This window comes from Sphingobium sp. Leaf26, from assembly GCF_001421665.1.
Classification (GTDB): Bacteria; Pseudomonadota; Alphaproteobacteria; order Sphingomonadales; family Sphingomonadaceae; genus Sphingobium.
In genome coordinates, this window is record NZ_LMKV01000012.1 from 239,470 (window position 1) to 252,559 (window position 13,090).

Annotated in this window: 13 protein-coding genes and 1 pseudogene; 10 read left to right on the top strand and 4 right to left on the bottom strand. The window is 64.9% G+C overall.

Features of this window, described 5'->3' with window-relative positions; translation table 11 throughout:
- Nucleotides 1–4: 4 nt before the first annotated feature.
- From rsmI to ASE85_RS10095, 4 genes and pseudogenes are all read left to right on the top strand, one after another.
- Nucleotides 5–847 (top strand): 16S rRNA (cytidine(1402)-2'-O)-methyltransferase, encoded by an 843-nt coding sequence (rsmI, locus tag ASE85_RS10080; protein ID WP_056687407.1) that lies wholly within the window; start codon nucleotides 5–7, stop codon nucleotides 845–847.
- Nucleotides 844–1,148: pseudogene (locus ASE85_RS10085) on the top strand (YraN family protein). Before rsmI ends, ASE85_RS10085 begins: the two are co-directional and overlap by 4 nt.
- A 150-nt stretch (nucleotides 1,149–1,298) precedes the next feature.
- Nucleotides 1,299–2,273, top strand: a complete 975-nt coding sequence (gene gshB, locus ASE85_RS10090) for a glutathione synthase (RefSeq protein ID WP_056687409.1) — start codon at nucleotides 1,299–1,301, stop codon at nucleotides 2,271–2,273.
- A 170-nt stretch (nucleotides 2,274–2,443) separates the two neighbouring features.
- Nucleotides 2,444–3,043: a DedA family protein gene (locus ASE85_RS10095; protein WP_056687411.1), complete on the top strand. Its 600-nt coding sequence runs from the start codon at nucleotides 2,444–2,446 to the stop codon at nucleotides 3,041–3,043.
- A 1-nt stretch (nucleotide 3,044) separates the two neighbouring features.
- Here the strand turns inward: ASE85_RS10095 and ASE85_RS10100 are convergent, their stop codons facing one another.
- Both ASE85_RS10100 and ASE85_RS10105 read right to left on the bottom strand, forming a co-directional pair.
- A complete protein-coding gene (locus ASE85_RS10100) occupies nucleotides 3,045–3,935 on the bottom strand; it encodes a tyrosine recombinase XerC (RefSeq protein ID WP_056687413.1) in 891 nt (296 codons plus the stop codon).
- 189 nt (nucleotides 3,936–4,124) lie between these two features.
- Complete coding sequence (locus ASE85_RS10105) at nucleotides 4,125–4,541, bottom strand: hypothetical protein (protein ID WP_162237438.1); 417 nt, start codon at nucleotides 4,539–4,541, stop codon at nucleotides 4,125–4,127.
- Nucleotides 4,542–4,690: 149 nt separating this feature from the next.
- Here ASE85_RS10105 and ASE85_RS10110 point away from each other — a divergent pair, with 149 nt between their 5' ends.
- The 5 genes from ASE85_RS10110 to ASE85_RS10130 are packed head-to-tail and all read left to right on the top strand — an operon-like array spanning nucleotide 4,691 to nucleotide 8,958.
- Nucleotides 4,691–5,569 carry an MBL fold metallo-hydrolase gene (locus tag ASE85_RS10110; protein ID WP_056688639.1) on the top strand — a complete coding sequence of 293 codons (879 nt, stop codon included), beginning with the start codon at nucleotides 4,691–4,693 and terminating at the stop codon, nucleotides 5,567–5,569.
- Nucleotides 5,554–6,273, top strand: coding sequence for a DUF4230 domain-containing protein (locus tag ASE85_RS10115; protein ID WP_056687416.1), 720 nt, complete (start codon nucleotides 5,554–5,556; stop codon nucleotides 6,271–6,273). The genes ASE85_RS10110 and ASE85_RS10115 overlap by 16 nt, the downstream gene beginning before the upstream one ends.
- Before the next feature lie 45 nt (nucleotides 6,274–6,318).
- On the top strand, nucleotides 6,319–7,308 hold the full coding sequence (gene nadA, locus ASE85_RS10120; RefSeq protein ID WP_056687419.1) for a quinolinate synthase NadA: 990 nt from the start codon (nucleotides 6,319–6,321) through the stop codon (nucleotides 7,306–7,308).
- The gene (gene nadC, locus ASE85_RS10125) at nucleotides 7,305–8,153 is read left to right on the top strand and encodes a carboxylating nicotinate-nucleotide diphosphorylase (RefSeq protein ID WP_056687421.1); all 849 of its coding nucleotides are present in this window, start codon (nucleotides 7,305–7,307) and stop codon (nucleotides 8,151–8,153) included. Before nadA ends, nadC begins: the two co-directional genes overlap by 4 nt.
- Complete coding sequence (locus tag ASE85_RS10130; protein ID WP_056687423.1) at nucleotides 8,146–8,958, top strand: ribonuclease T2 family protein; 813 nt, start codon at nucleotides 8,146–8,148, stop codon at nucleotides 8,956–8,958. The genes nadC and ASE85_RS10130 overlap by 8 nt, the downstream gene beginning before the upstream one ends.
- Before the next feature lie 9 nt (nucleotides 8,959–8,967).
- On the opposite strand, the gene ASE85_RS10135 is transcribed toward ASE85_RS10130, so the two are convergent.
- Complete coding sequence (locus ASE85_RS10135; RefSeq protein WP_056688642.1) at nucleotides 8,968–9,390, bottom strand: DUF4112 domain-containing protein; 423 nt, start codon at nucleotides 9,388–9,390, stop codon at nucleotides 8,968–8,970.
- A 90-nt stretch (nucleotides 9,391–9,480) separates the two neighbouring features.
- Nucleotides 9,481–10,974, bottom strand: coding sequence for an ABC transporter substrate-binding protein (locus ASE85_RS10140; protein ID WP_056687425.1), 1,494 nt, complete (start codon nucleotides 10,972–10,974; stop codon nucleotides 9,481–9,483).
- A gap of 213 nt (nucleotides 10,975–11,187) precedes the next feature.
- On the opposite strand from ASE85_RS10140, the gene ASE85_RS10145 reads away from it, so the two are divergent.
- Nucleotides 11,188–12,624: a porin gene (locus ASE85_RS10145; protein ID WP_056687428.1), complete on the top strand. Its 1,437-nt coding sequence runs from the start codon at nucleotides 11,188–11,190 to the stop codon at nucleotides 12,622–12,624.
- Nucleotides 12,625–13,090 lie beyond the last annotated feature (466 nt).

A 13,090-nucleotide genomic window follows, 5' to 3' on the forward strand; every position in this document is an offset into this window, starting at 1 on the left:
CCTTATGGAAACTGAACCTTCAGGGCTTGAGCCTGGGCTTTATATCGTTGCTGGGCCGATCGGCAACCTTGGTGACCTTACGCCGCGCGGGGCGGAGGTGCTTCGGCTGGCCGATGTGGTCGCCGTGGAAGATACACGGGTGAGCGCGCGCTTGCTACGCCATGCCGGATCGGACCGGCCAATGGTCCCCTATCACGATCATAGCGCCGAAAATGTGCGGCAACGGCTGGTGGAGCGGATGGCGGGCGAATCGGTCGCGTTGCTGTCGGACGCGGGAACGCCGCTGATTTCCGATCCGGGGTATAAGCTGGTGCGCGACGCGCGGGCGGCAGGGCGGCGGATCACGACGCTGCCGGGGCCGAGCGCGGCGATCGCGGCGCTGACACTGTCGGGGCTGCCGACCGATCGTTTCCTGTTCATGGGATTTTTGCCGTCCAAGGCGAAGGCGCGGGGCGACGTGCTGGACGAGGTGGCTGCGTTGCGGGCGACGTTGCTATTCTACGAAAGCGGGCCGCGCCTGTCGGAAAGCCTGTCGGCGATGGCGGCGCATCTGGGCGATCGGGACGCGGCAGTCAGCCGGGAAATCAGCAAGACGTTCGAGGAAACCGCCTGCGGCACGTTGAGCGAATTGTCGGCGCGCTATGCCGATGCGCCGCCCAAGGGCGAGATCGTCGTCACCGTAGGCCCGCCGGGCGAGGCCCCCCCGGCGAGCGCGGAGGATGCCGATGCGGCGCTGCTGGAGGCGCTGACCCGGTTGTCGGTGTCTAAGGCGGCGGGCGAGGTGGCCAAGAAGCTGGGGCTGGACCGGCGGACGCTGTATGACCGGGCGACGGAATTGAAAGGGTGACACGCGCGGCGGCGGAGAAGCGCGGGCGACAGGCCGAACGCATCGCCGCCTGGTGGCTGCGCCTGAAGGGCTGGCAGATCATCGGACGGCGGATGCGCACGCCCGCGGGCGAGGTCGATCTGGTCGCGCGGCGGAACTGGACCTTGCCATCGACGAGCGCAGGCTGGCGCGGGTCGCCAAAGCGGCGGAAATATTGTGGCATGATCTGGCGAAACCGGGCGACGACATGCGAATCGACGTCATCCTCCTTGCGCCCGGACGCGCGCCACGCCATCTGGCCAATGTCTGGCATGGGGGATAGGCGTTTCGCCTCCCCGTTCGTCCTGAGTAGCCGCCGAGCGAAGTCGAGGTGGCGTATCGAAGGATGGGTGCCGGGCGATGCTTCGATACGGGACTTCGGCTTCGCTCAGTCCCTGCTCAGCACGAACGGATATGGAAGGAAGCCGCAGGCATGACCGAACTCAACCCCCTGACCGTCGCCATGCAGATGGATCCGATGGAGGGCATCAAGATCGGCGGCGATTCGACCTTTCACATCATGCTGGCGGCGCAGGCGCGGGGGCATCGGCTTTACCATTATCTGGCGCCGGACCTGACATTTCGGGATGGACGGGTGCTGGCGCAGGCGCGGCCGGTGAAGGTGCAGAAGGTGCAGGGCGATCATTTCGCGTTCGGCGAGCCTGAACTGCTGGACCTTGGCCGCGACGTCGATGTCGTGTGGATGCGGCAGGACCCTCCCTTCGACCTCAGCTACATCACCGCCACCCATTTGCTGGAGCGGGTGCAGGACGAGACACTGGTGGTGAACGATCCCGCGAGCGTGCGCAATGCGCCCGAAAAGCTGTTCGTGCTGGACTATGCACGCTTCATGCCGCCGACGATGATCACCCGCGACCTTGCCCAGGTGAAGACGTTCCTGGCCGAACATGGCGAGATCGTGGTGAAGCCGCTCTATGGCAATGGCGGCGTGGCGGTGTTCCATGTCGGCAGCAATGGCGCGAACCTGTCGTCGCTGGTGGAGTTGTTCAACGCGTCATGGGTCGAACCCTTCATGGTGCAGGCCTTCATCCCCGGCGTGGCGGAAGGCGACAAGCGGATCGTGCTGATCGACGGTGAGGTTGCGGGCGCGGTCAACCGCATTCCGGGCAAGGGCGAGATCCGGTCGAACCTGGCCGTGGGCGGATCGGCGGCCAAGACCGTGCTGACGGAGAAGGAGCGCGAGATTTGCGCTGCGCTTGGCCCGGAACTCAAGGCGCGGGGATTGCTGTTCGTGGGAATCGACGTGATCGGCGGCGAGTGGCTGACGGAGATTAACGTGACATCGCCCACCGGAATCGTGTCGATCGATGCGTTCGACGGCACGGACACCGGCGGCCTGATCTGGGACGCGATCGACGCCCGGTTGGCGATTCGGGCGGCGGGGTAAGGGCACCATCAGAGATCCGTTCGGACTGAACCTGTCGAAACCCTGCTTTTTTTTGAAAAAAGAATGACCCTCCGACAGGCACAGGGCGAACGGAGGAGAGGTTGGCGCGTTGACGCATCGTTGCTGTTGACGGAACGCCTCATGCCAAGAACCGAGTTGAGTAAAATTTCATGACCGACTGGGTTCTGCGCCTGATCGATGCGGGCGGTTATTGGGGCATCTTCCTTTTGATGATCCTGGAAAATGTCTTTCCGCCGATCCCGTCGGAACTCATCATGGGCATTGGCGGTATTCGCGTCGGGCAGGGGCGGATGGCGATGGAGTGGCTGTTGCTGGCGGGCACGATCGGCACCACCATCGGCAATTATTTCTGGTATCTGGTCGGGCATGTACTGGGCTTTTCCCGGTTGAAGCCGCTGGTCGATCGCTATGGCCGCTGGGCGACGCTGGAGTGGCGCGATGTCGAGGCGCTGGACCGCTTGTTCGGCAAATATGGGCAGATCGTCGTGTTCGTGTTCCGCTTCATGCCGGCGTTCCGTACGATGATATCGCTGCCGGCCGGCCTGTTCCGCATGGGGCATGTCCGCTTTCTGCTCTGGACGATGGGCGGGGCGCTGATCTGGAATGTGATCCTGGCCTATGCCGGCTATGTGCTGGGGCAGAATTTCCGGCATATCGACCATTATGTGGGGCCGGCGGCGACGGTCTGCGTCGTCGGCGCGGTGCTGATCTATCTGTGGCGGCTCGTGACCTGGCGGCCCAAGGGGTAAGTCAGGCGCGGGGATGGGCGTTGCGGTAGATGTCGAGCAGATGGGCGGCATCGACCTGGGTGTAGATTTGGGTCGAGGACAGGCTGGCATGGCCCAGCAGTTCCTGCAACGAGCGCAAGTCCGCGCCGCGTCCGAGCAGATGGGTCGCGAAACTGTGGCGCAGGGCGTGGGGCGTGGTCCGGTCCGACAGGCCGAGTCGCCCACGCGCGCCCTGCACTGCGCGGCGGATGAGGGCGGGCGACAATGGCCCGCCGCGCGCACCCCGGAACAATGGTTCGTCGCGAACGGGCGGATAGGGGCAGAGGTCGAGGTAGGCGGCGATCGCGTCGCGCACCTGTGGCAGCAGCGGGACGATACGGGTCTTGTTCCGCTTGCCGGTGACGCGCAGCGTGTCGGCCAGCGGCAGGACATCGCCGTTCAGCCCCAGCGCTTCCCCGATGCGCAGGCCCGCGCCATAGAGCAGCAGCAGCACCGCCCAGTCGCGCGCGCCGATCCATCCGTCGCGGGCGGTTTCGGCGATATCCTGCGCCAGTGCGATCGCTTCGTCGGGGGAGACGGGGCGGGGCAGGCCGCGCTTGACCCGTGGGCCTTTCAGGTGCGGCACGCGGGCATCGTCACCACCGACGAATGTCAGGAAACCGCGCACGGCGGACAGTTCGCGCGCGGCGGACAGGTTGCCGATGCCGTCGGCGCGGCGGCTGGACAGGAAGGCGCGCAGGTCGGCCTGGCCGAGGCTGGCGAGCGTCTCTGCGGTGACGGTCCCGCCGCGATGGTCGGTCAGGAAGGCGATCAGCCGTTCGGCCGTGGCGATATAGGCGCGCACGGTGTGGATGGAGCGGCGCCGGTCGAGGGCGAGATGCTGGCGCCAGCGTTCGGGGAGGGCGGGGGTCATGTTGGAACAGCCGTGCTTAACTTCGCACATTTCCCGCTGGTTTTGACATTTTGGAACAGGAGTTGGAAATTATGTTGCGAGAAAGGTCGTGACGAGGAGGGGCGCGGCGTTGGCATGGGGGAAGCGTAGCAAAGCGGGCGCAGGTAGGACAGGGTGATGGCATATAGCGGGGTGAGTATACCCTCCATTCTAAGTTGATCGACGTCGTATCCAGCCCATCACAGTCCGGATCGCAGCCCCAATGACAAAAACCGCTGCGCCCGCAACGAACCCCACCATCGGTGCTTCTCTGTTTCTGTCTTTCACGCCGGCAAGATATTCCGGCGTGCCAGCGTCCGGGCAATGTCCGTCTTGGCAGGGTAAGACCGTGCCGTTGTTCAAATGGTAAAGCCAGACGCCGACCAGCGTCCCCGCCAGTAACAGAAGCAGCCAGAACAGCCGCTTAGGGCGCTCTATTTCCTGAAATTCTAACCTCTGACGCGCAATTTCGTCGGGCCACTCAACACCAACAGCCTTGAGTATCTTTGAGGCGGCTGCCCTGTCCCCCTGTTGAACAGCATCCTCAAAATCCTGAAGCAGCCCGGCAACGAACAGTCGCTCGTTCACGGTCATTCCAGAATAGTCGCGCTGAACCATTTCATTAAAATAGCTGACTTGCCTTGAGTCCGGTAGTGCCCGTTCTAGCGCACAGCGCTTCTGCTCGCGTTTTGCCCGTCACCCTTGAAATCCGCACACAAATGGGCACATGGGTGGGCATGGCACCTCCCTTCGATCCGGCCGACCTGCCGACCGGCCTATTGATGGCGCTCAGCCCTCTGGTTCATCGCGTGCTGGCGCCCAATCCGTCGCCTTTCACCTTTACCGGGACGCAGACCTATATCGTCGGCGCGCAGGCCGTGGCGGTGATCGATCCCGGCCCGGACGATGCCGATCATCTGGCCGCGCTGATCGCCGCGATCGCCGGGCGGCCGGTGGTGGCGATATTGTGCACCCATACCCATCGCGACCATAGCCCCGCCGCGCGGCCACTGAGCGACCTGACGGGCGCGCCGGTGATCGGTTGCGCGCCGCTGACGCTGGACGATGACGGGCCGCGTGCCGATGCCGCGTTCGATGCGGCATACCGGCCTGATCGGGTGCTGGGCGATGGCGAGCGGATCGACGGGCCGGGCTGGACGCTGGAGGCGGTCGCGACGCCGGGCCATACGTCCAACCATCTGTGCTTTGCGTTGCTGGAGGAGAAGGCGCTGTTCAGCGGTGATCATGTGATGGGCTGGTCGACCAGCGTGATTTCCCCGCCCGATGGCGACATGACCGCCTATATGCGCTCCATGCAGTTGCTGCTGGGGCGCGACGATAGCGTCTATTATCCCGCCCATGGCGAGCCGATCGAGAATCCGCAGCGGCTGGTGCGCGGGATGATGGGGCATCGCAAGCAGCGCGAAGGGCAGATTTTGCGCTTCCTCGAACGCCATGGCGACAGCGCCATCCCGGATATGGTGGCGGAGATGTACAAGGGCGTCGATCCGCGCCTGCATGGCGCGGCGGGGCGATCGGTGCTGGCGCATCTGATCGACCTGGACGGCCGGGGGCTGGCTGCACCGACCGGGGACGGGCGATGGCAGATGTGTTGAGGCGCTATGCCGGGCCGATCGGGGCGGCTTTGCTGATCCTGTTCATGGGCGCGGCGATGCTGGTCGGCTGGCAGCGCTATAATCGCGACTATGTCGTCACCGTGGAGGATGACGGGTCGGCGGTGACGAAGATCATCGCCGAGAAGATCGCCGGCACCAGCGACCTGCGCGTGTCTCGGCTGAATGGTGTCGTCCAGAGCACGGCGCAGGATGTGCGCGGCTTTGGCTGGCTGAAGTCCGATCAGGTGGTGAAGATGCCCTATTCGGTCGATTATTTCATCGATCTGTCGAAGCTTACGGCGCGCGATCTGGAATGGGATGAGAGGGGGCGGACGCTGATCGTCAATGCGCCCGACGTGAAGCCGGACAAGGCGAATGTGGATGAAGCGCGCCGGACATTGGTGCGCACCAGCGGCATGTTCGTGACGCGCGAGGCGGGCGAGGCATTGAGCCGCAAGGCGTCCGCCCATGCGCAGGCGCGGGCCGAAGCATCGGCGCGGTCGCCCGAACGCATGGCGCAGGCGCGCGAATATGGGCGCGATGCGACGGCGAAGCTGATGAGCGCACCGCTGGCCGCGATGGGTTTCGGCGACGCGCGGGTGATCGTGACCTTCCCTTCGGAACGCAAGGCGGATCGTCGCGAGCGGTGGGACGTCACCACGCCGATCAACGAGGTACTGGCAAACCGGAGACAGGCCCGCTAGGGCGCGGGTCAAGCCCGTATGGCAGGGACGCAGGAGTTACAGGGTATGAACGCTTTTACCGGGATTCCGCAGGGCACCGACCTGCGCGCTGAAATCGAGCGTTTGCGCAAGGAGCGCAACGCCGTGATCCTTGGCCATTATTACCAGTCGCCAGAGATTCAGGACCTGTCCGATTTCGTCGGCGATTCGCTGGAACTGTCGCGCAAGGCGGCGGAGACGGACGCCGACGTCATCGCCTTCTGTGGCGTGCGCTTCATGGCGGAGACGGCCAAGATACTGTCGCCGCAGAAGATCGTGGTGCTGCCGGATATGGACGCTGGTTGCAGCCTTGAGGATAGCTGCCCGCCCGCCCAGTTCAAGGCGTTTCGCGAGGCGCATCCCGATCATATCGCGCTGAGCTACATCAACTGTTCGGCCGAGGTGAAGGCGCTGTCCGACATCATCGTGACGTCGTCTTCCGCCGAAAAGATATTGGCGCAGATCCCCAAGGATCAGAAGATCATCTTCGGCCCGGACAAGCATCTGGGCGGGTACCTCAAGCGCAAGCTGGGCCGCGACATGCTGCTGTGGCCGGGCGTGTGCATCGTGCATGAGGCGTTCAGCGAAACGGAGTTGCTGAAGCTCAAGGTGCAGCATCCCGACGCGCCGATCGCCGCCCATCCAGAATGTCCGCCCTATATCGTCGATCATGCCGATTATGTCGGGTCGACCAGCGGCATATTGGATTTCGCCAAGACGATGCCGGGCGACACGCTGATCGTGGCGACCGAGCCGCATATCATCCACCAGATGGAAAAGGCGGTGCCGCACAAGAATTTCATCGGCGCGCCGGGTGCGGACGGCAACTGCAACTGCAACATCTGTCCCTATATGGCGCTCAACACGATGGAGAAGCTGTACCTGTCGCTGCGCGACTTGCAGCCCCGGATCGAGATGGACGAGACGCTGCGGTTGCAGGCGAAGAAGAGCCTGGACCGGATGCTGGAAATGGCCAGCGCCACGGTGGGGCAGGGTGATGTGGGCGCGCGGCCGTGAGTTTTGCGCTGCCCGGCTTCGACCTTGACGCTTTCCTTGCGGCCACGCTGGCCGAAGACCTTGGTCCCGATGGCCGCGATGTCACCAGCGAGGCGGTGATTCCTGCCGATGCGATCTTCGACGGGGTGATGGACAGCCGGGACGATGTGACGCTGGCCGGTTTGCCGATCGCGGTGGCGTTTTTCCGGGCGCTGGACCCGGATGTGGAGATCGAACTGCTGCATCAGGATGGTGACCGGGTGTCGGCGGGGACCGACATCCTGCGCATCCGGGGCAAGGCGCGGGCGATGCTGACGGCGGAGCGGTCCGCGCTCAATACGGTGCAGCATCTGACCGGTATCGCGACGATGACGCGGGCCTATGTCGATGCGATCAAGGGCACGGGCGCGACCCTGCTTGATACGCGCAAGACGATTCCGGGTCTGCGATGCCTTGAGAAATATGCGACGCGGCAGGGCGGGGCGACCAATCATCGCATGGGGCTGTGGGACGCGGCGATGATCAAGGACAATCATGTCGCGGTCGCCGGATCGGTCGAGGAAGCGGTACGCCGGGCCGTGGTGGCGGGCGTCGAGCGGATCATTGTCGAGGTCGATCGGATCGACCAGATCGAACCGGCGCTGGCGGCCGGGGCGACCCATCTGCTGCTCGACAATATGGACGCGCCGACATTGCGCGGGGCGGTGACGCTGGTGGGCGGGCGCGTGCCGACCGAGGCGTCGGGCGGCGTCACGCTGGACACGATCCGGGCGAAAGCCGATACGGGCGTCACCTATATCAGCGTCGGGCGGCTGACTCAGTCGGCGCCGGCGGCCGACATCGGACTGGATTTCGCTTATGCTTAAATCGCTTGTCGCCTTGATCCTGATGGCTGCCCCCGGCGTGGCGCTGGCCCAGTCGGCGCAGTGCCGCATGCCGGCGCAGATCGCCCGGCCGGACGCGGAAGGGCCGAGCGCCAAGGAACCCAAGCGCGCCCTGCCGATCGGCAGCTATACGCTGGCGATAAGCTGGTCGCCGCAATATTGCTCGACCGCGCGGGACCGGGGCAGCCTGCAATGTGGGGGCAAGGCGGGGAAGTTCGGCTTCACCCTGCATGGGCTGTGGCCCGACGGCTATGGCAAGGAGTGGCCGCAATATTGTCGCCCGGCCGATCTGGTCCCGCGCGAGGTGATCCGCCAGAATCTGTGCAACACGCCGTCGCCGCAACTGATCCAGCATGAATGGGCCAAGCACGGCACCTGCATGACGACGAAGCCGGAGCTGTATTTCAACCTGTCGCGCGCCTTCTACCAGTCGCTGCGCTATCCCGACATGGGGGCGCTGGCGCGGCGCAAGACGTTGACGGTGGGGCAGTTTGCCGAAGCCTTCGCCCGCGCCAACAAGGGGATGAAGGCCGAGATGATGCGTGTCACCACGACGCGCGGCAACTGGCTGAGCGAAATCTGGCTGTGCCTGGACCGGGCGCTGGAATTTACCCGCTGCCCGCCGCATCAGGGTGGCGCGCCCGATAGTGCCTATCTGCGGATCGAGCCGGGTCCGAGCATAGCCAATCCGCGTCGGCCTGCGCAGACGCCCACGCCGCAGCGCGAGCCGGGGCTGTTTCTGGACCTGGACCCCAATGCGCAGCCTCCCGCCGAGGGCACGCACTGACAGCCTGCTTCATCCGTCGATCGTCACCGTCGAGGGATGGTGGCGATCAAGATGCTTGCGGATGATGCGCAGATTCTTGGTGTTCGATTTATATAGGAAGTCGAACAGGTCGCCGGCGAAGGGGATGGCGCCGACCAGCGTATCCACGCCGACATTGGCGGCCATGCGGGTGATCTGCCATTTCGACATGCCCAGGTTGCGGGCTTCCCACACGATCCATGCGCCCATCGCGGCGGTGGCGATGTCGCCCACGATCGGGATCAGGCCGACCAGACTGTCCAGCCCGACCCGGCGATTGGTGCCGGGGATGACGAACAGCCCCTCCAGCACAGCCTCCATCGCCTCGATCCGGCGGCGGATCGAAGCGGGGTCGCGACCGAAGCCGGGTATGTCGCGCACCACCTGGTCGAACTGATCCTGCGAAATCGCCATCTGCAACATCTCCTCGCCCCGTTTTTGATGGGAGCCTGATTCACGCGCTGCCCCGGACGCCGGTGCGTTTAGGGTCGAACGCTCAGCATCCTAATTGGTGGCGCGGAAGAGATGGTTCAATGGGTGACGGGCGCGGGCGGACAGTTGGAAGCCGGTGAGCCGTTTCGACACCAGCGACCAGCGTACCGGAGCGCCAAGCGGGATATAGCCATTATGCGCGACCATCTGCGCTTCGGCCTCAGCGATGCGGGCGACCCGTTCGTCCACCGTGCTGGCCAGGCTGGCCGCCTGCAACTGGGCATCGGCGACGTCGCTGCAATGGATCTTGCGGGCGCAGCCGATGCGACCGAGATACCAGAGCGCGCTGTCATAGGCGGCGACTTCATCGATCAGGCGCAGATCGGCATCGGCATTGAGCGCGACGCGCTGCACCGGAAGCCCGATGCTGGCGAGGTCGCGGCGCAGCATGCCCAGCAGCAATGTGGCGCCGGGCCCGGACGGCAGGGCGATGCGCAGCGGCGGCGGCGGGCCGTTGTCGGCGCGCCAGCGGGTGACGCTGGCCCCGGCCTGCGCGCGGCGCTGGTCGAGCGGGAGGGCCGACCAGGCGGGATCGGTGGGCGCACGGCCAAGGTCCATCTGGTCCGGCAGCAGCCGTTCGCTGGTGGCCCAGCCGCCGAGCGGGAAGGTGGCGGGCAACTGGCTGCGGTCGATGCTCATGTTGATGGCCGCGCGGATGGCGGGATCGTCCAGCAGCTTGCCCCGGCCGGTGACGGCCAGGCCCAGCAGCCCGCTGACCGGGTCGACGCGGACATTGTCGCGGTCGATGCCGGCCGGGACCAGCAGCGGCAAGTCGGTGAAACGGCCACCAAGGACCAGGTCGGCATCGCGTTCCCGAAAGCGGATGATCGCCAGCGCGGCGCGTTCGGCGCGCAACACGCGCGTTTGCCAGGGGGGCAACGGTTCGTCCGCCGCATCGTCGCCGCTGGCGCGGTCGATCGGCGTCAGGATCACGGCATTGCCCCGCGCCGCGCGGCGATAGGGACCGGTGCCGCCATCGCGGGACAGGACGGCCATTTGCGGCTGGGCCAGCATTTGCAGCACATAGGGGCGCGGTGCGGCGAGGCGGATTTCGATCACTTCGCCGGTCATCGGCACCACCGCCTGTACCGCGTCGAGCGGTCCGTCCGGGTCGAGGCGGCGCAGCGATTCGATCCGCGCCATCAGCATGCGGGCGACATCGGGGGCGGTGACGCGCGTGCCATTGGCCCAGAAGGCGCGGCGCAGGCGGAATATATAGCTGCGCCCGTCATCCTCCACGATCCAGCGCTGCGCCAGTGCGGGCAGGATTTCGCCGCCGGCGTCGAAGGCGACCAGCCCTTGCGCCGTGGCCTCCAGATAGAGCTTGGCGCCGGGGTCGGGCAGATTTGGTAGCGGCTTGGCGAAATCGTCGCGGCTGCCCACGACGCTGACGACGACGGGATCGCGCCCCTCATCCGAGCAGCCGCTGGCCAGCAGGCACAGGAGCGGGGCGGCGGCCAAAAAAATGCGGCGACAGGACCGGAGAGGAGCGGTGATGAAGGGCATGTCGGGCAACGGCTTAACGCATTTCCATGGCAGGGGGAAACAGCCAGCGGTGCGAAAGACAAGCTCATGGTCACGCCGCCGCAACGCAGCACCCTCATAGAGCAGGTGAGAGGCGGGGTTGCAGGCTATTGTCATAAAAGTGAGATATAAACGTCATTTTGACGTCATCGAACTGACATAGCGCTCCGCCGCATGCGAATTGGAGGCGGGGCAATGGCAGGATTACCATTCAAGAGCGCGGCGCTGGCGGTGAGCCTGATCGCGCTGATGCCGGAGGCGGCGCAGGCGCAAAGCAACGCCGCGTTGCAGCAGCAGATCGATGAACTCAAGGCGCAGGTGCAGGCGCTGACCACTGCTCTGGCGGCCCGCCAGACGGCGACTGCCCCGCTATCCAGTCCGGTGCCTGCGGGTGAGGGGGCTTCGTCCGCATTGGCCGTGGCATCCGCGCCGCCAGCCGTTCCGGTAGCGGCGTCCGCATCTTCACCCGCTCCGAAATCCAAGGCCTGGTATGAAAAGCTTTCGCTGCGCGGCTATACCCAGATGCGCTACAATGCCTTCCTGTCGGGTGACGATACCGCGCCGGCGGGCATGTCGCGCCTGCGGTCGGTGCATGACAGTTCGATCTCGGATCGTGGCAGCTTCTCGCTGCGTCGGGCGCGGCTGGTGTTGCAGGGCGATGTGTCCGACCGCGTGTCGCTCTACCTCCAGTCCGATTTCGCGACGGCCGTGAACAATCAGGCCGGCAGCGAGCGGCGCGAGGGCTTTGCCCAGTTGCGCGATGCCTATGCCGACATATTCCTGGACAAGGACAAGAGCCTGCGTGTGCGCTTCGGCCAGTCCAAGGTGCCGTTCGGCTGGGAGAATATGCAGTCGTCGTCCAATCGGCTGACGCTCGATCGCAGCGACGCGATCAACAGTGCGGTGCCGAGCGAGCGCGATCTGGGGATCGTCGGCTATTATACCCCGCCATCGGTTCAGAAGATCTGGGACCGGCTGGGGCATGACGGACAGAAGCTGTTCGGCAATTATGGCGCTTTTGGCGTCGGTGTCTTCAACGGTCAGGGCACCAACCGGACCGAGCAGAATCGCGGGTTGATGAAGGTGGCCTTCGCCACCTGGCCGTTCGAGCTGGATGGCTTGGGCGGGGCGTTCGAGGGGCAGGTGGTCGAGGTCGGCGGATCGGCGATGCTGAACGATGTGCAGCCTGAATTGCGCAGCGGGGCGATCAGCAGCGTCGCCTATAAGGATGATCGCGTCGGCGTGCATGCCATGCTCTATCCCCAGCCTTTTGGCATCCAGGCGGAATGGAATTGGGGCAAGGGACCGGAGTTCGACCGCGCCAGCCAGACGATCGCGGTGAAGAAGCTGAGCGGCGGCTATGTCCAGATGATGTATCGCCTGCCGACGGAGACAGTCGGTGCGCTGATGCCCTATGGTCGCTGGCAACATTATCGCGGCGGATGGAAGGGCAGCACCAGCGCCCCGCGTCTGGAAACCGACGAGTTCGAGATGGGCGTCGAATGGCAGCCGTGGAAGGCGCTGGAGATCACCATCGCCTATGCCCGGATGAAGCGCGCGGAGGCGGACGAACGGCGCACGGGGCGGGCCGAGGGGGATCTGATCCGTACGCAGGTGCAGTGGAATTATTGAGGGGCGAGCAGCCATATCTGACGCAGCGGGGTGAAAAGTCGTTTGGCACCGATCGCCCAATTGCGGAGATTTCATCCTCATGAGAGGCTGGCGCGATGATTGCGCTTTGGCTTGTGCTGCTCTTTTTTCTACCAGCGCTAGTGATGTGTTCGGCTCAGTGTAGCGAGCCTCTCCTGTCAGTGGCTTTCTGCCATTCCACCAACGTCATGCTGAACTTGTTTCAGCATCCATCAGGCCCAGCAAACCACTGTGCGGGGGAGAAATAGACCCTGAAACACGGTCAGGGTGAGGATGCAGATTAAGGCGGAAGATGGTGTCGGCGGTCATATCCCCGGACGGCAATGCCCGGTGAAAGCTGGCTCGCCACCCCGGCCCAAAGTCACCACCGCAAATGCACAAAAGAGGCGGCAACCCGAAGGTGCCGCCTCTTTGTCCGGCTGGGCCGGATCGGTTCGCCCCGAAGCAT